Annotated in this window: 17 protein-coding genes and 1 tRNA gene; 11 read left to right on the forward strand and 7 right to left on the reverse strand. The window is 34.7% G+C overall.

What is annotated here, in order from left to right; translation table 11 throughout:
• The first annotated feature begins 3 nt into the window (after window positions 1-3).
• From ACHRV3_RS00750 to ACHRV3_RS00785, 8 genes are all read left to right on the forward strand, one after another.
• Complete coding sequence (locus ACHRV3_RS00750; protein WP_047775165.1) at window positions 4-936, forward strand: hypothetical protein; 933 nt, start codon at window positions 4-6, stop codon at window positions 934-936.
• A gap of 186 nt (window positions 937-1122) precedes the next feature.
• Window positions 1123-1488, forward strand: a complete 366-nt coding sequence (locus ACHRV3_RS00755) for a hypothetical protein (protein WP_047775167.1) — start codon at window positions 1123-1125, stop codon at window positions 1486-1488.
• A 327-nt stretch (window positions 1489-1815) separates the two neighbouring features.
• Window positions 1816-2391: a YdeI family protein gene (locus ACHRV3_RS00760; RefSeq protein ID WP_395434140.1), complete on the forward strand. Its 576-nt coding sequence runs from the start codon at window positions 1816-1818 to the stop codon at window positions 2389-2391.
• A 134-nt stretch (window positions 2392-2525) separates the two neighbouring features.
• Window positions 2526-2843, forward strand: a complete 318-nt coding sequence (locus ACHRV3_RS00765) for a helix-turn-helix transcriptional regulator (protein WP_047775173.1) — start codon at window positions 2526-2528, stop codon at window positions 2841-2843.
• A 5-nt stretch (window positions 2844-2848) separates the two neighbouring features.
• A complete protein-coding gene (locus tag ACHRV3_RS00770) occupies window positions 2849-3316 on the forward strand; it encodes an SRPBCC domain-containing protein (protein WP_395434141.1) in 468 nt (155 codons plus the stop codon).
• Between the two features lie 7 nt (window positions 3317-3323).
• Window positions 3324-3698: a DoxX family protein gene (locus ACHRV3_RS00775; RefSeq protein ID WP_395434142.1), complete on the forward strand. Its 375-nt coding sequence runs from the start codon at window positions 3324-3326 to the stop codon at window positions 3696-3698.
• A gap of 23 nt (window positions 3699-3721) precedes the next feature.
• A complete protein-coding gene (locus tag ACHRV3_RS00780; protein ID WP_395434143.1) occupies window positions 3722-4303 on the forward strand; it encodes a YdeI family protein in 582 nt (193 codons plus the stop codon).
• A gap of 26 nt (window positions 4304-4329) precedes the next feature.
• Window positions 4330-4896 (forward strand): DUF4256 domain-containing protein, encoded by a 567-nt coding sequence (locus ACHRV3_RS00785; protein ID WP_395434144.1) that lies wholly within the window; start codon window positions 4330-4332, stop codon window positions 4894-4896.
• Window positions 4897-5060: 164 nt separating this feature from the next.
• Here ACHRV3_RS00785 and ACHRV3_RS00790 read toward each other — a convergent pair whose 3' ends face one another.
• Window positions 5061-6050 carry a type IX secretion system membrane protein PorP/SprF gene (locus ACHRV3_RS00790; RefSeq protein WP_395434450.1) on the reverse strand — a complete coding sequence of 330 codons (990 nt, stop codon included), beginning with the start codon at window positions 6048-6050 and terminating at the stop codon, window positions 5061-5063.
• A 129-nt stretch (window positions 6051-6179) separates the two neighbouring features.
• Window positions 6180-9644: a T9SS type B sorting domain-containing protein gene (locus ACHRV3_RS00795; RefSeq protein ID WP_395434145.1), complete on the reverse strand. Its 3465-nt coding sequence runs from the start codon at window positions 9642-9644 to the stop codon at window positions 6180-6182.
• Between the two features lie 592 nt (window positions 9645-10236).
• Here ACHRV3_RS00795 and ACHRV3_RS00800 point away from each other — a divergent pair.
• Together ACHRV3_RS00800 and ACHRV3_RS00805 are read left to right on the forward strand one after the other, a co-directional pair.
• On the forward strand, window positions 10237-10794 hold the full coding sequence (locus ACHRV3_RS00800) for a Crp/Fnr family transcriptional regulator (protein ID WP_395434146.1): 558 nt from the start codon (window positions 10237-10239) through the stop codon (window positions 10792-10794).
• Between the two features lie 76 nt (window positions 10795-10870).
• The gene (locus ACHRV3_RS00805; protein WP_395434147.1) at window positions 10871-11785 is read left to right on the forward strand and encodes an alpha/beta fold hydrolase; all 915 of its coding nucleotides are present in this window, start codon (window positions 10871-10873) and stop codon (window positions 11783-11785) included.
• A gap of 57 nt (window positions 11786-11842) precedes the next feature.
• Here the strand turns inward: ACHRV3_RS00805 and ACHRV3_RS00810 are convergent, their stop codons facing one another.
• From ACHRV3_RS00810 to ACHRV3_RS00820, 3 genes are all read right to left on the reverse strand, one after another.
• Window positions 11843-12946, reverse strand: coding sequence for a pyridoxal phosphate-dependent aminotransferase (locus ACHRV3_RS00810; RefSeq protein WP_395434148.1), 1104 nt, complete (start codon window positions 12944-12946; stop codon window positions 11843-11845).
• A gap of 212 nt (window positions 12947-13158) precedes the next feature.
• Entirely contained in the window at window positions 13159-13956 is a 798-nt protein-coding gene (locus ACHRV3_RS00815) for a hypothetical protein (RefSeq protein WP_047775188.1), read from the reverse strand.
• A gap of 46 nt (window positions 13957-14002) precedes the next feature.
• Window positions 14003-14596: a hypothetical protein gene (locus ACHRV3_RS00820; RefSeq protein WP_395434149.1), complete on the reverse strand. Its 594-nt coding sequence runs from the start codon at window positions 14594-14596 to the stop codon at window positions 14003-14005.
• 326 nt (window positions 14597-14922) lie between these two features.
• Here ACHRV3_RS00820 and ACHRV3_RS00825 point away from each other — a divergent pair, with 326 nt between their 5' ends.
• A complete protein-coding gene (locus tag ACHRV3_RS00825) occupies window positions 14923-16182 on the forward strand; it encodes a hypothetical protein (protein ID WP_395434150.1) in 1260 nt (419 codons plus the stop codon).
• Between the two features lie 256 nt (window positions 16183-16438).
• Here ACHRV3_RS00825 and ACHRV3_RS00830 read toward each other — a convergent pair whose 3' ends face one another.
• Together ACHRV3_RS00830 and ACHRV3_RS00835 are read right to left on the reverse strand one after the other, a co-directional pair.
• Entirely contained in the window at window positions 16439-17638 is a 1200-nt protein-coding gene (locus tag ACHRV3_RS00830; protein WP_395434151.1) for a PQQ-binding-like beta-propeller repeat protein, read from the reverse strand.
• A 253-nt stretch (window positions 17639-17891) separates the two neighbouring features.
• A tRNA-Val gene (locus ACHRV3_RS00835) sits at window positions 17892-17969 on the reverse strand.
• Between the last annotated feature and the right edge of the window lie 31 nt (window positions 17970-18000).

Consider the following 18000-nt stretch of genomic DNA (forward strand, 5'->3'; position numbering starts at 1 on the left):
CTTATGATAAAATTCCCGAAAATCGACTTTCCGCAGTTAAAATCCAAGCTACAGGTGAAATCACCTTGGGACAGGATTATTATTATGCTGTTGAGTGTGCTGATTACCGTTCCGATTTTTATCATTATGCATCAAAATTTCATCGATTTAAAATGGCCTTTTAATTTAGATCGTGTATTGCTGTTTATAGTTGTTTTTACAGCAATTTTCTTTCTGCTGATGCTTTTGCGAACCATAATAATCATTTGCATTGCACTTTATTTACTGGTTTTGTTTTACGGAACCGTAATTGGTAATTATGGCTTTACAGAGATTTCGGAAGATTATAATTCGATGATTTACACCATGTCGGATAATCCTTTTCCGCAGGATATTATCGTGGCAAAATTGCTTCCATTTCCTAACAAATCTAAAATTATAAATGCCATAGAATATCAGAATCCGAAAGTTCGGAATTTTGCTGTTATGGCCACAACCAAGCATTTTAAAGGCATAAAAGGCTATGCCGACTACAGAACAACGATTCAGTGTTTTGCTGTTTTTAAAGAGATTAACAGCCGATGGAACTATGTAAACGATCCTAAAGAAGGAGATTACATTGCAACGGCGAGTGAATCTTTAGAATATTTTTCGGGTGATTGTGATGATCATTCGATATTGATGGCTGCTGCAATACGTTCGATTGGAGGAACTCCGCGATTGATTCATACCAAAGGACATATTTATCCCGAAATCTTAATTGGTTCATTGATCGATTTGGAAAAAGTCAATTATTTGATCAAAAACGTGCTTTTTGTTAAAGAAAGTTACAAGCAAAAGTTGCATTATCACATCGACGAACGTGGTCAGGTATGGTTGAATTTAGATTATACGGCCAAATATCCCGGTGGCCCTTTTATGTATGAAGAGATTCTTGGGGCTTTAACTTTGAACTAACGTATTTGTAGGAATAATTAGCCGGATTAGTGATTTATTACTTTTTAATATAGAACGATAATTAAACCTAAACTTTTAATAACAAAACTCCGGATATAGCTAACTTTTTTTAAATAATTGATTCTAAGTATTTTGAACTTATTTTTTTTGTAACTTGTTTCCTGTTTAACTTATTAATCAAAAACCATGAGAAAATCTAAATTACTTATCTTAGGAATTACACTATTAGCCGTATTAATGATTTCGTGCAAAGGTCGAAACAAACTGGTTAATTCTTGGAAAATTACTGCCGTTGAAGCTAAAATGCCTCTTTCTGATTCAGCTAAAAATGTAATTTTAACACAAGGGAATCTAACGTTTACTAAAGACGGACATGTAACCGGATATTTGCAAAGTGAAATAACAGATGGGACTTATGCTTTGACAAAAGGCGGTAAAAGTTTAGTCATTAAAGACGAAACAGGAACTCCATATCCGTGCGAAAGTACTATAACAGAAGATCAATTGATATTAGACAGTAAAGAAATGAAATTGACGCTTAAAAAAATATAAGTTCAGCTTGATCTGAACACCCAATACAACAACAAAAGAAAAAACTCCTTACTTCAAGGAGTTTTTTTTGCCGTTTACCAGAATGATGTTAAGATTGGTACTGACAAAATAAAATAGCACGCAGATTTAGCGGATTTAGTGGATTTTCGCAGCAGTGTTTCTTTTATTATCTGCTAAATTTTCGTAAAAAATAATCAGTACGAATCTTTTTAATCAGAGGCAAAAGAACAATTCGCGAAGATTCGGGTAATTCGTGGCAAAAAAAATAATACCCCATTTTGTAATTAATCGATAATCTAAATAAATACCATTTAACTATTAAACCAAATGCAGGATATTGAAACTTTTTACCCCGCCAGTAGCCAGGATTGGAGAGCATGGCTGATAGAGAATCATAATGTAAAGCAGTCCATCTGGCTTGTTTGTTATAAAAAACAGGCCAATGTACCCACCATTACCTGGAGTGATGCTGTTGATGAAGCGCTGTGTTTTGGATGGATTGACAGTACCCGAAAATCGGTAGATTCGGATAAATTCATCCAGTTTTTCACCAGACGTAAACCTTCCAGTAATTGGTCTAAGATCAATAAGGCAAAAATTGAACGCCTCGTTGCAGAAGGACTTATGACCGAGGCCGGTCTTGAAAGTGTGGAAAGAGCAAAACAGAATGGCTCCTGGACTATTCTGGATCAGGTAGAAGAATTGCATGTTCCCGAAGATTTGTTAGCGGCTTTTGAAGTGAATGCGGGCGCAAAAGAATATTTTACGGGTCTAAGTAAGTCTGTAAAAAAGATGCTGCTGTATTGGGTAGTTTCTGCTAAACGACCGGAAACAAGGCAAAATCGGATCAATGAAATTGCCGTATTGGCCGCACAAAATCTGAAACCCAAACAGTTTAGATAATCCTTTTTTTGTAAATGAGATTTCCTTTAGTTTACTGTGCTTAAGGATGTTATTTTGAAAAAAGAATAAAAAAAGTCCAAAAATATTTGCGCAGTCAAATAACTGCACTATATTTGCAGTCAAATAACTGCGCAATGGAAATTAGAAGAGATGTATTTCAGGCAATAGCCGACCCGACCCGTAGAGCCATACTAAGTTTGGTTGCTGCACAGGCAATGACTCCAGGAGCGATAGCAGCTAATTTTGATTCCTCAAGACAAACGATTTCAAAACACATTCAAATTCTTAACGAATGTGAGTTGCTGCATCAGACACAAAGTGGAAGAGAAATTCATTATCACTTAAACGCTGAGAAAATTAAGGAAATTGACAACTTCATTGAACCCTTCAGAAAAATGTGGGATGAACGTTTTAATAAATTAGAAGAGATCATGAAAAATTATAAAAAATAAACCTCATGGAAAGAAAGACAAAAATTAATGCAGAAGAGGGCAAGCAGGAACTACTTATTACGAGAGAATTCGATTTGCCTCTTGAATTGCTTTTTAAAGCGTATATCGAACCTGAAATTGTAGCGCAATGGATGGGAACAAAAGTGATAAAGCTCGAAAATAGAAAACACGGCAGCTGGCAATTTGAAACGAGTGACCCAAAGGGAAATGTTGTATTTCAGGCCAATGGCGTAATTCAGGAGTTTCTTCCTGATGAGAGGATTACACGTACGTTTGAAATGGAAAACAGCCCCTTCCCTCCTCAGTTAGAGTTTTTAGAATTTGAAAAAATTACGGATTCTACCAGCAGGCTTACGATGCAAATTATTTACAAATCGGTGGCGCTGAGAGATCAAATGCTGAAATTGCCTTTTGCTCAAGGGATCAATATGGCCCACAACAGATTACAGGATATTGTTAACCAACTAAACTAAAATAATTATGACTAAGAAAAACAAAATTATCTATTGGGTTGCCACACTTTGGCTTGCTTTGGGAATGACTGCAACAGGAATCGTACAATTGATACAAATGAAAGAAGAAGCAGAAATGATACAACGTCTGGGGTATCCGCTTTATTTCTTAATTCTTTTGGGAGTTTGGAAAATTTTAGGTGTGATTGCAATACTGATCCCTAAATTTCCATTATTGAAAGAATGGGCATATGCGGGCTTTTTCTTTGCTATGTCGGGAGCTATTTTTTCTCATTTATACTGTGGTGATAGTGCCAAAGAACTTTTTGGTCCGGTTTTATTGATTGTACTGACAGTCGTATCCTGGTATTTCAGACCGGCAGACCGAAAAGCGATTGTGTAATTAGTTTTTAAAATTCAATTGGTATGAATCCAAACGTTGATTTTTATTTTGATGAAGCTAAAAAATGGCAGGAAGAACAGGAGCAATTAAGAAGTATTGCTCTTGATTGCCAGTTGACCGAAGAACTAAAATGGGATTCTCCGTGTTATACGTACAAAGGCAATAATATCGTATTGATACATGCTTTTAAAGAATATTGTGCTTTTCTGTTTTTTAAAGGCGCTCTATTAAAAGACACAGCAAGTATTCTCATTCAACAATCGGAAAATACACAGGCTACCCGCCAGATTCGATTCACAAATACGGAGGACATTACTGCGATAAAGGCGACTCTTAAAGCTTATATTTATGAAGCAATTGAAATAGAAAGAGCCGGTTTGCAAGTCACCTTTAAAAAAACGACAGAATTTGCCGTTGCCGAAGAGTTTCAGAAAAAACTGGAAGAACTTCCGGATTTAAAAACGGCTTTTGAAGCTTTAACTCCCGGAAGACAAAGAGGGTATTTGCTCTATTTTTCGCAACCCAAACAATCTAAAACCAGAGAAGTACGAATAGAAAAAGCGATGCCTCAAATCCTGAAAGGAAAAGGATTAAAAGACATTTAAGATCATAAAAAACAAAACAAAGTAACATGAGTAGTAAAAAGAACCAATTATCTGCTGAGCAACAGGACCAATTGCTTAGTGTATTAGAAGCTCGCTTTGAGAATAACAGCAAACGCCACGAAGGTCTTGAATGGCATAAAATTCAAGCCAAATTAGAAGCTAATCCGGACAAAATTTGGTCATTGGATGAAATGGAAAGAACTGAAGGGGAACCGGATGTTGTGGGGTATAATAAAGAGACCGATCAATACATTTTTGTGGATTGTTCAATAGAAAGCCCAAAAGGTCGCAGAAGCTTTTGTTACGACCATGAAGCTTTGGAAAAACGTAAAGAGCACAAACCAAAAGACAGTGCTATTAATAAAGCAGCTGAAATGGGAATTGAAATCCTAACCGAAGAACAATACCGTGACCTGCAAAAATTTGGAAAATTTGACGCCAAAACATCCAGCTGGATTGTAACGCCTCCTGATATCCGAAAGCTTGGTGGTGCTCTTTTTTCTGATTTTCGTTACAATACTGTTTTTGTCTACCACAATGGCGCTGATTCTTATTATGCAGCGAGAGGTTTTCGTGGGCGATTATTGGTTTAATGATGATGTTATTTCACATATAAAAAACCTCCAAAATCAAATGAATTTGGAGGTTTTTATATCAAGTCAAAGACTACTGAGATCGGTTTTTCTTATTTATTACTAACACTTTCGTTTTATTTGTAGAGCGTCTTTGTGTTACACTTCGCGAAAGCTGTAAAATCTTAGTTTACAGCGGGACAATTACAATCGTACTTCTCCTTTCTACAAGCAAAATTCATCCCTAATGTAAGCTGGTGATAAGCGCCATTGTCAAATTTGACACTACCAAAAACGGAAGAATACGTATAGGCAAACAGGAAGCTTCTATAGTTTATACCGATAATAGGTGTCAAATATTGTAATTTTTGTTTTGAAGTGCCATTTACCGGGTGCTGGGCATCTAAACCGGTACGATAAGACAAACCGGCCCACAGCATTCCTTCACTAAAATTCTTGTACGTTTTCAAATTTACATCGAGTGTCTTTTCTTCTGTCATTTCAGTAAATTGAAACATAACAGAAGGTTCCCATGATAACCAATCTGAATTGCCAAAAATGTAACCTGTACTAAAAAGATATTTTCTTAGGTTGCTTGTTTCATGATTGGAATCCTTATTTTGTTTGGTTTCCAAAACATTTTTTGCAGTCAGATGAACATACATATCCAGATAATTATAGGAAGTTCCGATATCAAAATTGACATGTGTTTCGCTTTCGACGTTTCCTTTAATAATCGGATCTGTAACACCGGAATCCAGAAAGTGAGTTTCATCTATCTGGCTTTGCGTGATACCGCCACTTATTCCAAAAGAGAGTTGATTCAAATCGATAGCATCCCTTGAAAACATAATGTGATGTGCATAAGTAAGTTGGATTCCTTTTTGAGAATAGTATCCGTTTTTATCGTTAAAAAGAATAATTCCTCCAGCCGATTTTTCGTCAAATCTGGTATTGTAACTCAAGGTCTGAAATGCAGGAGCGTCCTCGTGACCGAACCATTGGTTGCGAATGGTTAATCTTATTTTATCACAATTAGCTGCTCCCGCCATTGAAGGGTGAATGAGATAGTAATTGTCGGATAAATAATCAGAGTAGATCGGAATTCCTTCTTGCGAAAAGCAATGTGTAGTGATCAGTAGAAGGGTAATATAAGAGACAAATCGTGAATACATCATTCAAGTTTTATTTTAAATTTATTTACTACTAATACAGTAGTTTTAGAAAATAAGATTGCGAAATAAAGCAGTCATCTTGTTGGAAATACGGTGCTGCTCTTTAGAATAGTGGCTTAAGAAAGTGTTTTAACGTTTCAGTGAAAAGTGCCCGTACAGTGTTTTTCGTATCAATGGATCATTCTTATCAGTGTACGTCATTGTAAACCAATAATCTGTGGCCGTAAGAGGACTGTTGTTGAAGGTACCGTCCCATCCATTAGAATCTTGTGACAATTGAATTATAAATTTACCATAGCGGTCAAAAATTCTTATTTCGGGATTTTTAAAATTATCAAAGTTTTTGATGTGCCAAGTATCGTTTTGTCCATCATTATTTGGTGTAAAAAACTTTGGATAATCTAATGTTAGCGGATCGGGATCTGAAATGGCCTTATTGCATTTCTCCTCTACTTTGACAATTGGCGCTGTAAGCACACAACCATTTTGGTCTGTAATCATAACGGTATACTCCCCTATTTGGTCTGCTATATAAGCATCACTATTGGCATTAGTAATAGTTGTATTATTTTTTTTCCATTGATACGATTTAATTTGTATGGATGATGAATTTGCAACAGCCTTTAAAACGGTTTTATACGGATAACAGAAAAAGAAATTACCTTCTATTTTAACTGTTGGTAGTCCGCTATTTTTAGCAATAGTGAGAGTCTTATTAATTGAAAAGGTACAATTCGAAATAAAAATTTTGGTTATTTTGTAGGTACCAATAGATGCAGACGAAACGAGGAGCTGTGGGGTGTTAGTTATTGTTACCCGAGGTTGCAAAATTCCGTTTAGTTTGTATTCAACTATATAAGGTCCCGGTTCAGTGCTTTTTATTTCAATCTGAATGTCAGTGCCTGTTCCCTGACAAGCTGATCTGTCAACCTTAGAAAGTACTATATCCGGAGTAGCTACATTGGAATTGATATCTAGAGATTCATCTAATACGGTATCAAATCCTGCTGCAGTAATTTTTGTTAGTCTATAAATACCGATTGGTGCTGGTGATTTGAAAAGTATGTGTGGACTGTTATTTATAGTTGTTGCAGGTTGCGATACTCCATTTATCTCGTATTCTATTGTAAAGGGGCCTGGCTTGGTACTTTTTATTTCAACTATAACACCCGGTCCGATACCGGCACAAATAGATGCGCCATAGGCAACAAGTTTAGCACTCAAATTTGATCCGGCAGCCATTGGGAGTATAACAAGGCTGTTGTTTAATAAAGCATCACAACCTGAAGCGGAAATCTTTGTCAAATGATACGTACCTTCCGGAGCCTGTGAAGGGATAAGAATGTAAGGACTACTATTTGCTGTTACAGTAGGTTGCGGCACTCCGTTTAATTCATACTCGATTAAAAAAGGACCGGTTTCAGTACTTTTTATTTCAATCTGGACACCGGGGCCTACTCCAGAAGATGGTGAGGCTGCATATTTAGAAAGTGTAGCATTCAGGACCGGATTGGCTGCTGTTGTAGTAATAGTAAGTTTATCGTTTAATATAGTAGTGCATCCGGCAACAGAGATTTTCGTCAATCGATAAATTCCATTTGAAGCGGGTGCTGTAATAAGAGTATAAGGGCTGCTAGTTGCGGTTACAGAAGGCTGCGATATTCCGTTTATCTCATATTCGAGGATAAAAGGGCCTGGCTCCGTACTTGTTATTTCAATCTGAATCCCGGAGTCTTTTCCAGTACAATAATTCCCTCCATATTTAACTAATTTTGCAGTTGCTACAGCTCCAATATATTTTAATTCTATTGGGCTACATACGACTTCACCAGCGCTAACGGCATCTGTCACAGCAGTAAGCGCATAGCTGCCTTCTTTAACTGATTGTATGGTATACGGATTTTGCGAAGTGGTCACATCCGGAAAACTAATCTCCGGAGATACGGCTGTTTTTTTATAACTGAATGTATAAGGAGCTTTGCCGGAGAAATAAACTTTTAAGGATAATTCTTTTCCACAAGTGGCATTAAAACCTTCCATTCTGGCGGTAGGTGCAAAACAGCTGTTAGCACCAGATCCACCATATACTTCAGCCAGTCCTTTTTTAGGATCAAAAGCTGGTAGAAAGGTTACTATTGATTCTATTACAGCTGACATTTGATATCTGAAAGAAATAGGATTTCCTCCATTAATTCCATCAAAAACAGGTTTAATAGTATTTATAAAGTTTTGTTCCTGTACGCCAAAAGAAGCGTAAAAAGGCGTTATTTTTTTTATGTATTCCTCTACGTCATTCCACGCAAATGGAGCGTCGTAATAGCCTCTGAAACTATGTGCTGCTTTATTGGTGATGCCAAAAACAGCGGCATCTGTCCAATTGATGTCAGCAACTTTGTTGTCCAGTACTTTTGTTAATCGGTTGGTTTGTTCCGCATAAAGCCGATTGGTAGCAGCAGGTGTAGAAGGAGAAATTCGATCCATAAGGTTTGTTGCATTGATAGCAGCTGAACGGTCTTTGTCAAAAATATCTTCAAATGAGGAATGATTCATGCCCTGATTATAAGCCATGCCAATTATTTTGACAGCAGCATAAGGATCGTTTGATTTTTTTAAAAAGTCAATCGGATTCCAACATTTAACATATTGCCAATACGCTACATTCCGATAATCATGATAGGCTTTCACAATCAATTGAAATTCAAAACTGGAGCCTGTATTTGGGGTACCTATAAAACTTTTTTTATCAATTTGCGGAATAAAACAGGGATAGCTTGTATTTAACTCTGTCCAGCTCCCTCCCATTTCTTGTTGAAAATACCCTACAGCTACAGCACCACTGGCATCATAACAATACAAAGGAGCATTGATGTCATTATGAGGGTATGTCTTTGTAACCCAATTTGGGGCAATAAGCTGACTTCCTTCACAGCTTGCTTGTGATTCCTGAATAGCAGTAGCAAAGTATGCATTGATACTCATTGCATCAAATCCCATTAGGTTTGTAAATAAAGAATGGGACACCGCCATCGCAATAGCCCAACCTTTCCGATTCTCGGGAATATAAACCTGTATAGGAGCATTCCAGGCAAAAACGGATCCTTCACCTATTCGTATTTCCTGAGCAGCCGGGCCAACTGGCTTTACCGTACAGGCAGCACTAAAATTTCTTTCACATTTAAAGTTCTCATGTGCAGGAGGTGTGTAACAACTTATGCCTGTAATGGGATTGCCGTTTAAAATGCCTTCGTCAGGTGGAAACATCCCTAATTCATAATCCATTGTGACACTATAGGTGGTTGTGCCAACGGGAAGAGCATTTCCGAAGGTCGTTTTTTTTAATTCAACTACACCATTATCTCCATTTTGAATGACGTCTAATCCTGACCACACTGTAGTATTTGAGACAGCTTTCCAATTAAAAGTAAAGTCATAGTTTGTAATTGGAGCTGAAGTATTATTGTGAATTTTAAAGTCCAAAACAATAGTTTTTCCATACTTACCCGTCATACAAAACTCGTAAGTTACCTGGCTGTAAGAAGCAGTAGTGGCGAATAAAATAGAAAATAGAAGATAGCGTAATTTATACAAGTTCATAAGCGTTTGAAATAAGATTTAGATTTCGAGTGGTTTTCTTCGAAATTTCCTCACTTCGGGTTTAAGCTGCAATTAGCATACGTTACAAATACCAGTTAACTTTATTTGGTATGGTGCAAGAGTGTTTGGGTTGTGTCGTGTCATCTTAACTTTCAATAGTGTCCTTTCTTAAGATTTACAGTTTTACAAACTATGGAAAGAACAAAACACTCTTTATTATTACGATAATTACATTTACAGAGCGAAATTATCAAACAGACTAATTTTGTTTAAATCAAACTTATAAGTGTATTTATCTAGTTTATGGATGAATATGTAAATTGTGCTCTCCAGCTCTCTCAAGTAGTAAGATCAGATTTGTTTGCCGGATCTTGATTGGCAAAGGATGCTTACTTGGTATTTTTAAAGATTAAAAAATGGAATTTTAATCTACTCCGGTTTCCTGTATTAATTTTATGTAATTTTGATAAGGAATTTTGCTATTTAGTCTATACAAAACGTTCTTTTTAGGCTTTACTAAGGATGTTTTTGTGCATTAAAATTCATTGCAGCCAACGGGTTAAAGCAGAGTTAATATTTTAAAACGATACAGTTGATACAATTTCTAAAATCTTTGCAATTACTTTCTGACAGTGAACTTCAAAAATTAGAGGGTATCACCAAAACAAAATTCTTGAAAAAGAAGGAGTACTTCATTAAAGAGGGTGCAATATGTACTGAGTTAGTGCTAATTAAAAGTGGTATTTTAAGGTCCTATTATAGTAATATTGAAGGGAAAGAAACTACTAAATGTATTGCATTTGAAAACGAATTAACGACTGCCTATTCCAGTTTTATAACACAAGAAGCAACTTATGAAAATATCCAGGCATTATGCGATACAGAACTAATCATTTTGGAAAGAGAAGCGCTATATTCCTTATATGAGGATAGTTTTGACTGGCAAAATTTAGGCAGGAGGCTAACCGAACAGCACTATATTGAACAGGAAAACAGAACGATCTCCTTTCAAAAACAAACCGCTAAGGAGCGCTATGAAACACTAGCGGCCAACCATTCAAAATATATCAAATTCATTCCGTTAAAACACCTCTCTTCTTTTTTAGGTATTTCTCCAAGGCATTTAAGCAGGTTGCGCAACGGCACTTAATTTGAAGACATTTGTCTATTTCTTAACAGGTTACTTCAAGGCATCTTTGTATAAACTAAACCAATAGAGTATACAAATGACAGCAACCACAGATTTCAATTTATCAACTGAAGCTAAGGAACCTTTTAAAGTTGATCATACGTTAAAGCCAGTCATCGAAAGACATACTGCAAAAATTAAAGGAGGTATTCAATACATTGATGAAGGAAATGGGATTCCGATTTTATTTGTTCACGGTGCCTTATCTAATGCCAATACCTGGAGAAAAGTTATTCCAATTCTAAGTCAAAATTATAGATGTATTGCCATTGACTTGCCTCTAGGGGGGAATTATTTAGCGGTAGCAGACAATGTTGATTTAACACCAATTGGAATTGCCCTGTTAATCAATGAATTTCTGGAATATCTTGGTATCAATGAAATTATTGTGGTGTCAAATGATACAGGGGGCGCTTATGTACAGATTTTTGCTTCACTTTTTCCTGAAAAAGTATCGAAAATGGTGTTTTCAAATTGTGAAGTTCTTGCTGTTTTCCCGCCTACGAAGTTTGCATATCTAAAATACGCCGTTAGAGTTCCGGGTTTTACTTTTTTGTTAAGTCGTGTCTTTTCTCTAAAATGGTTGTTGAAAAAAGACCTGATTATGGGACTGTTATCTTTAAAAGTAACAGATCAGGAATTATCAAATTTATACTTAAATAATTTTATTCGCAATAAAAGAGTCAGAGCTAATTTTGCAAGTGCTGCCAAAGCGTGGTCTCCAAAATATACTATCGAAGCCGCTCGGAAATTGCGAACCTTCGAAAAACCGGTGTTGATACTTTGGGGAAATCAGGATTTCAAACTTTTTCCCTTAAAATTAGGAGAAAATTTAAAAGCTGTTTTCCCAAATGCAAAACTTGTTGAAATTGCTAACGCGCGAACCTATATTCAAGAAGATCAACCGGATCGCACAATTGAGGAGATTGTGCAGTTTATTGATTATAGATAAATTAAATATTCCAGTTTAATCTGGTAGAGCTTAAACTGGAATATTTTTTTGTTTTATTTATTGTAAAGAAGCAATGAATTTTTGCATTTCTTCCTTTTTGCCAATTGTAATTCTGGACCACTTCCCCTCCTCTTCGTAAATTTTGGTACCGATTATATTATTGACTTCTAACTGGTGAAAAAAGTCTTTTTTATAATTTTTTAAAGAGAAATAGATAAAATTGGAATTCGAGTGAATACAAGAAATGTTTAATTTCTCTAACTCGGCAATGGTATAATCTCTGGTTTTCTGATTTAATGCTTTTGTTTCGTTTACAAAATTTTCGTCTTTTAAAGATGCTATCGCAGCAGCCGTTGAAACAACACTAACTGCCCCATTAGCCCAGGTTTGCAGTTCACTTAGTTTTTCAATTGTGCTAGAATTGGCAATGGCATACCCTATTCTTGCGCCTGCTAATCCGTATGCTTTTGAGAAAGTTTTGGCAATTATTACATTTTTATTTTCAAGGACCAGGTGACTTACCGATTCTTGATCAGTAAAATCAATATAGGCTTCATCGACTAAAACAATGGAGTTTTTAGAGGCCTGAGATATGAATTGTATTAAATCGTTTCTTTCGCAAATGGTTCCGGTTGGATTGTTTGGATTACAGATGTAAACCAACTTTGTGTCAGCAGTAATCGAACTTAGCATTTTAGGAAGATCAATTTTTTTGTCTGCTGTTAATGGAACTTTGATTTTGGTTAGCCCTAATTTTTCGGCAGTATCCGTCCAATATCCGTAACTTGGGTCCGCAATAACAAGATTGCCTTTTTGTAAGGCTGCAAACTGGCTTACTAAATCTAAAATTTCAGTTGAACCTGCGCTAATTAAAATATTGTTGAGGTTTACTTTGTTTTTTACACCTAATAAATTGACCAATTCTGATGAAAGCTCCCAACCGTATCTGTTGCTTAAAGTTATGCTTTCGATCATGGCTGTTTTTGCGGCTTTAGACGGACCATAAGGGTTTTCGTTTGAACTTAATCTAATAGGAGTGTCTTTGCTTTCTTTTTCAGGAAAATGATCTGTGGGTAAAGCAAATGTTTCAAACGGAACCAGTCCAAGTCCAACAACACCAACACTAATTTTTTTTAACCAGTCGCGTCTATTATTTTCCATAAATCAATTTGTTAAGAAGGTTATTAAATACGAGGTATTAGATGGTAAAACCTTAATTATGTTACAGGTTAACTGTTAAAAATATGAAAAATAATTGTTTTTATTTGGTTAATTCTGATTTTTAAGTTTAAACTTCTACACTTTAATTCTTTGTCCCTTAAAGTATAAAGGTATAAAAAGACGATTTGATCGAGTTACTGTTAGCAGCTTCTTTATTTTCTATATTTTAATTTTCTAACTTCCATTTCTTGTTCAATACCGGTACTATTACCAAACCCTCTTACAGTTTGAAGCTGTTGAGCGTAACCGGGACTTAAATTTCCATTACAGACTAATTCTTTCAGCTGGTCTTTGTAGAGTAATTCACCTCTTTGGTAAATATGTGTTAATAATATTGCTGTTGGCAGATCTTCAATATTTTTTCTGACATAGTTATACCCCACTTTTCTTTCTGTCGGGAAGCCATATTTCTCGACCATATTTTGGAATCTTAAGGAAACTGCTTTCATTTCAGAAACTAGTATTTCAATTGCATAATCGTGCTCTTTTGTTCTCCACTGGTGGTAATGGGTATTGATTTCTTTATCAAATTTCTCTAAGTCAATGAGATCTGCTTTAAAATTTAAATCAAAATTAGCGTTATACAATTTTTGATATTCCGGAAATTGCTCGTTGAACTGTTTGTACCACTTATAGTTTTCAAATTTTTTAAAAAAGAGTAACGGGATCCCTCCTTTTGCTAATTTTATTGCAATTTGTTCCATCCAAATTTTGTCTTCGGTTTGGTCTGCTACTTTTAAGGCAAGATTCAAATCTGTACCCAATGCAAAATCCGTATTTTCAAAAGCCTGTTTAAAAAGTTTATTGGCTTCTTTATAGTTTTTAACAGCATTTTCCTTTTTAGCAAGTTCAATAAACGTATTGTATTTTTCACAATCGCATTTTTGAGAAAAAGCAAGCGCACCGAAAAAGAAATTAAATAACAATAACAGGAGTATTTTTTTCTGCATTTTTGAAGATTTGAAATTATACTGTTGTTGGAAAGATGCTTTTTTTTTATTTAGATTCTTTTCTTAGAGAATTCAAAATCTCTTTCATTTCCACAATATCCTCTTCAGTACAATTCATTTTTGAGAGATGAACATTTACAAATAAATCATTGCCAAACATGGCGTATCCATACATGTGCTTTTGAGTAAATTTAGTTCCCTCAATGTTGATTTCGTTTTCTCTAAACATAAAATCATCAGTCATTTCGCCCCAACTTTTATCATTTGTTTCCATACTTTTCAAATTGGAGTAATTTTTAAAATAGGAATAGGGAAATACCGGTGAGTTTTCAGGAAAGTCTTTGTTTGCATCTTTAAACTTTTTACCAAGTACAAGTTTAGGGACTTCAACCAGAGCAAGTTTTTCTTCTTCGTCAAGTTTATAAAATAAAACAGAGCATATAAATCCATCTTTTTCAGCGGAGTAATAATAATCGGAACCCCTCCATTCTTTGTTGAATTTTTTAAAATGATCCGACAATAAGCTTATTTTAACTCCATTCTGTTTGGGGTAAATAAATTCAAATGTCTTTTTTTCAATACAACTGAATGATAAAAAGCCTAAAATAAGTATTCCGAAAAGCATTTGTTTTAATTTCATTGTATTTAAATGTTAGTTTTTTATACGCTGTCAAGGTTCTGATATTTGACAAACGTGATAGGTTGTTAAACGAAGTTTTTTGCTAAAGTATAGTTACTGTTTGGATTTTTACTACGGCTTTCCGGATTTTGTCGAATTATTTTTCGGTTTGAATTTTTCTTGCTTCCAGACAAATCCTTTTGGGCGACTTTAATATTAGTTTTAGCGAAGATATTTCTTATATTAGCCTCCCAAGCAACAGCTTATAGTCTTAAACAGGCTGGTTTTAAAGGGTTGTAGTTATTTTATTTCTAGTATAAACGTTTTATATATTCTAAACATTACAATTGAAAAAAGTATTAAAAAAAGGAATTAAATTTCTTGTTTGTATTCTCGTCTTGGGTCTGATTTATAGTTTTTCTTTAAAGACTTATGATAAAAATTCGGGAAAAGAAACTTTGGAATATTGGAAAAACAATAAAAAATTATACGAATCAGTCCATCAAAATCAGGATTTATCGTTTACTAATTTAGACCGTTATTTAGTCAATAATAACTTGATTTTACTGGGAGAATTTCATGGAATAAAAGAGACAATTGATATTGACATCAGTTTAATTAAATATTTAAATCGTAAAGTTGAAATGAAAATACATTTGGCAGAAATTGATTTCAGTCAGGCTTATTTTCTAAATCGATATTTAGAATCAGGAGAGGAAACTCTTATTGATTCCGTTTTAAACAGCTGGATTGTTTATCATGGACATCACAATCGCGACTATAAACGTAAATGGATTGAGATTTACAAATTAAATCAATCTAATTCTCCCGATCGACAAATAAAAGTTTACGGAATAGATAAAATTCAAAATCTAAGACTAACTCAAAAGCACTTGAAAATTCTATTGAAAGAATTAGGGCTTTCTGATGTTTTTCCAAACGATGAAGCGTTATTTCTTAAATGGGCGAAAGAAAGACTCCCGAAAATGATTTCAAATGGCAATATAAAAAATAAGGATATTGCGGAAGATGTTTTATTTATTCAAAAAAATCTTGCTAACTACACTACATCGTCAAGAGAAAGTACAATGTACTTAAACTTTAAATATTTATATGAAAGATATAATTTTAAAGAGGAAAAAATCTATGGCTATTTTGGAGAAGCTCATGTACTGCAAAAAGAAATAAATAGCAAAAAGGATTTTGGTGCTTTGGTTGAAGAAGATGTTAATTTTAAGAACAAAACCTACACAATTATCTCAAGGTATTTGGATAGCGATATGTCTGCTCCTTCTAAATTTTTGCCTTTCTTTTTGCGAAGTGAAAATGAGCATACAAAATCAGGGATTACTTGCGATAATCCATTTCTTCTTTACCATAGTGGTATTAATGAATTTAAACAACTAACCAAGAATAACACAAATACTTTTTTTGACTTGAATCAAATCGATTCTCCCTACAGAAAATCAAAAAGACTGATTAAAAGCTTTGGATTGTTTAGCCTACTCTCGGGAATGAAAATTACCGATGAAACCTCTTCTACAACAGATTATGCTCAAGGTTTAGTGTTAATTAGGAATTCTGATTGGGCGCAACCAAATCAATAATGATAAGGCATAGATATTCGTATTTATACACTTTAAAATATGAAAAAAAAGATACTCCTATTAATTTTGGCTACAACAGGATTGCTTTCCTGTAAGCAAGGAATTCTTGTGGAAAGATTGATTTAAAAGACTTTACATTACAGAAATAAAAAAACTCCTTAATTCTTTAAGGAGTTTTTGCAAAGTATCTGAATTTAGAATCAATCACTTACTATTAGTTTTAAGAGCTCGATATCGAGACAATTTCTTTATTTTCTTATCGAATTATTTTTATAAAAGCACTGTATACATCTTCTTTAATCGAAGTCCGCATGTATGTCATGTTTTCGTCTTTTTCTTTTAAATCAAATTGAACCAAACCGGCATCACAATAATAAAACACGGAATCATCAATAGGGAATTCTAAATTTGAAATGGGTAAGGTGGTTAATTTTATTTCGAAGGCTATTTCGCCATTATTGATGTCTAATTGAAAAAGTCTTCCCTTGCGGGTATATCCCCAGATATTATCATCCTGCTCCGTAATATATTGGATATTGTCGTCTTTAAAATCCGTTTTCCAAAGCTGAGTTCCTGTTTTCGAATCTAACGAGTATAAAGAAGAAACTGTTGGGCCCTGAGCTGCAAAATATACCTTTTTGTCTTTGCATAAGATGCGCTCTTTAACATTATGCTGATTTTCATCCAGTTTAAATTGCCATAAAACGTCCGGTTTGTTAGGGCTTAGGGCAAAAAGGATCCCTTCTTCATTTGCTGTAAAGACATTTTCGCCATCTGTAACAGGTTTTCCGTCCACCGCTTTCTCGAAGGTTTTTTGGTAAAGAACTTTTCCTGTATTTGCATCAAAACAATAGAAATTTGACGCGCTTTGGGCGAAAACTTTATTATCAAAAAAGAGTACCGGAATGTCATTGTTCGGGGTATCAAATTTATAGGTCCATATTAAACTGCCATTTTTTAAATCAAGCGCATAAATGTTACTGCTTTGGTCTTGATTTTGAGCTGTAATATACAGTTGTCCATTATTTATAATCGGAGTTTGATCTTTTAGTACAACCTGATCTGTAATATTACCTAATCTTGATTTCCAAAAAATAGCTCCGGTTTCGTTGTCAATGGCGAAAATTTCACCATTTATAAACGGAACGTACAGAACTCCATCCAGCAGTGTTATTTTATTGGCACACATTTCAGTATGCGAATCCGTGGCTTTTACGGTCCAGATAATTTGTTCCGAATCTAAATCAAATGAAAAAAGAATACCATCGTAATCGTGAATCAGAATCGAATTTTCGTATAACGGAACTTTTTTAAGCGGGTTTATCGCTTTATTAGAAACCTTATCATTCTTAGCGTCTGAAGGATCGGTCTTACCCAACGTTGCTGCGGTCGGCGTTTGCCCGAACAGATTTACAACAGTAAATACAAATAAAAGAGTTATTAGTTTTTTTTTCATTTTAAAGATTTGGGTTGATAATTTAATTTCTTTTTGGGTTATATGAAAATACGGCTTCTTTTTCACATTATCCTGTCACGCTTACAAGTAATAAATCTTGATAGTAAACTTAATTCGTTTAATTTAAGCGGTATAAGTATGACAAACACCAGAAATTATCTCGCTACTAATATAGAAACAATTTTCGCCGGTAAATCAATATTTAAAAAATTAAAGACATAAAAAAAACTCCCTAATTTCTTAAGGAGTTTCTTGGTGGGCGATGAGGGGTTCGAACCCCCGACCCCCTCGGTGTAAACGAGGTGCTCTGAACCAGCTGAGCTAATCGCCCTATTTTACTAGGTTGCTATCGTATTGTGATT

The sequence above is a fragment of the Flavobacterium sp. FlaQc-49 genome (genome assembly GCF_044005985.1).
Lineage (GTDB): Bacteria > Bacteroidota > Bacteroidia > Flavobacteriales > Flavobacteriaceae > Flavobacterium > Flavobacterium cupriresistens.

Excerpts from the sequence above, each read along its gene's own strand:
- ACHRV3_RS00805 (WP_395434147.1), top strand. The coding sequence starts at position 10,871 with ATGACAGCAACCACAGATTTCAATTTATCAACTGAAGCTAAGGAACCT.
- ACHRV3_RS00830 (WP_395434151.1), bottom strand. The coding sequence starts at position 17,638 with ATGAAAAAAAAACTAATAACTCTTTTATTTGTATTTACTGTTGTAAAT.
- ACHRV3_RS00780 (WP_395434143.1), top strand. The coding sequence starts at position 3,722 with ATGAATCCAAACGTTGATTTTTATTTTGATGAAGCTAAAAAATGGCAG.
- ACHRV3_RS00765 (WP_047775173.1), top strand. The coding sequence starts at position 2,526 with ATGGAAATTAGAAGAGATGTATTTCAGGCAATAGCCGACCCGACCCGT.
- ACHRV3_RS00755 (WP_047775167.1), top strand. The coding sequence starts at position 1,123 with ATGAGAAAATCTAAATTACTTATCTTAGGAATTACACTATTAGCCGTA.
- ACHRV3_RS00820 (WP_395434149.1), bottom strand. The coding sequence starts at position 14,596 with ATGAAATTAAAACAAATGCTTTTCGGAATACTTATTTTAGGCTTTTTA.
- ACHRV3_RS00795 (WP_395434145.1), bottom strand. The coding sequence starts at position 9,644 with ATGAACTTGTATAAATTACGCTATCTTCTATTTTCTATTTTATTCGCC.
- ACHRV3_RS00815 (WP_047775188.1), bottom strand. The coding sequence starts at position 13,956 with ATGCAGAAAAAAATACTCCTGTTATTGTTATTTAATTTCTTTTTCGGT.
- ACHRV3_RS00760 (WP_395434140.1), top strand. The coding sequence starts at position 1,816 with ATGCAGGATATTGAAACTTTTTACCCCGCCAGTAGCCAGGATTGGAGA.
- ACHRV3_RS00750 (WP_047775165.1), top strand. The coding sequence starts at position 4 with ATGATAAAATTCCCGAAAATCGACTTTCCGCAGTTAAAATCCAAGCTA.
- ACHRV3_RS00770 (WP_395434141.1), top strand. The coding sequence starts at position 2,849 with ATGGAAAGAAAGACAAAAATTAATGCAGAAGAGGGCAAGCAGGAACTA.
- ACHRV3_RS00785 (WP_395434144.1), top strand. The coding sequence starts at position 4,330 with ATGAGTAGTAAAAAGAACCAATTATCTGCTGAGCAACAGGACCAATTG.
- ACHRV3_RS00790 (WP_395434450.1), bottom strand. The coding sequence starts at position 6,050 with ATGTATTCACGATTTGTCTCTTATATTACCCTTCTACTGATCACTACA.
- ACHRV3_RS00775 (WP_395434142.1), top strand. The coding sequence starts at position 3,324 with ATGACTAAGAAAAACAAAATTATCTATTGGGTTGCCACACTTTGGCTT.
- ACHRV3_RS00810 (WP_395434148.1), bottom strand. The coding sequence starts at position 12,946 with ATGGAAAATAATAGACGCGACTGGTTAAAAAAAATTAGTGTTGGTGTT.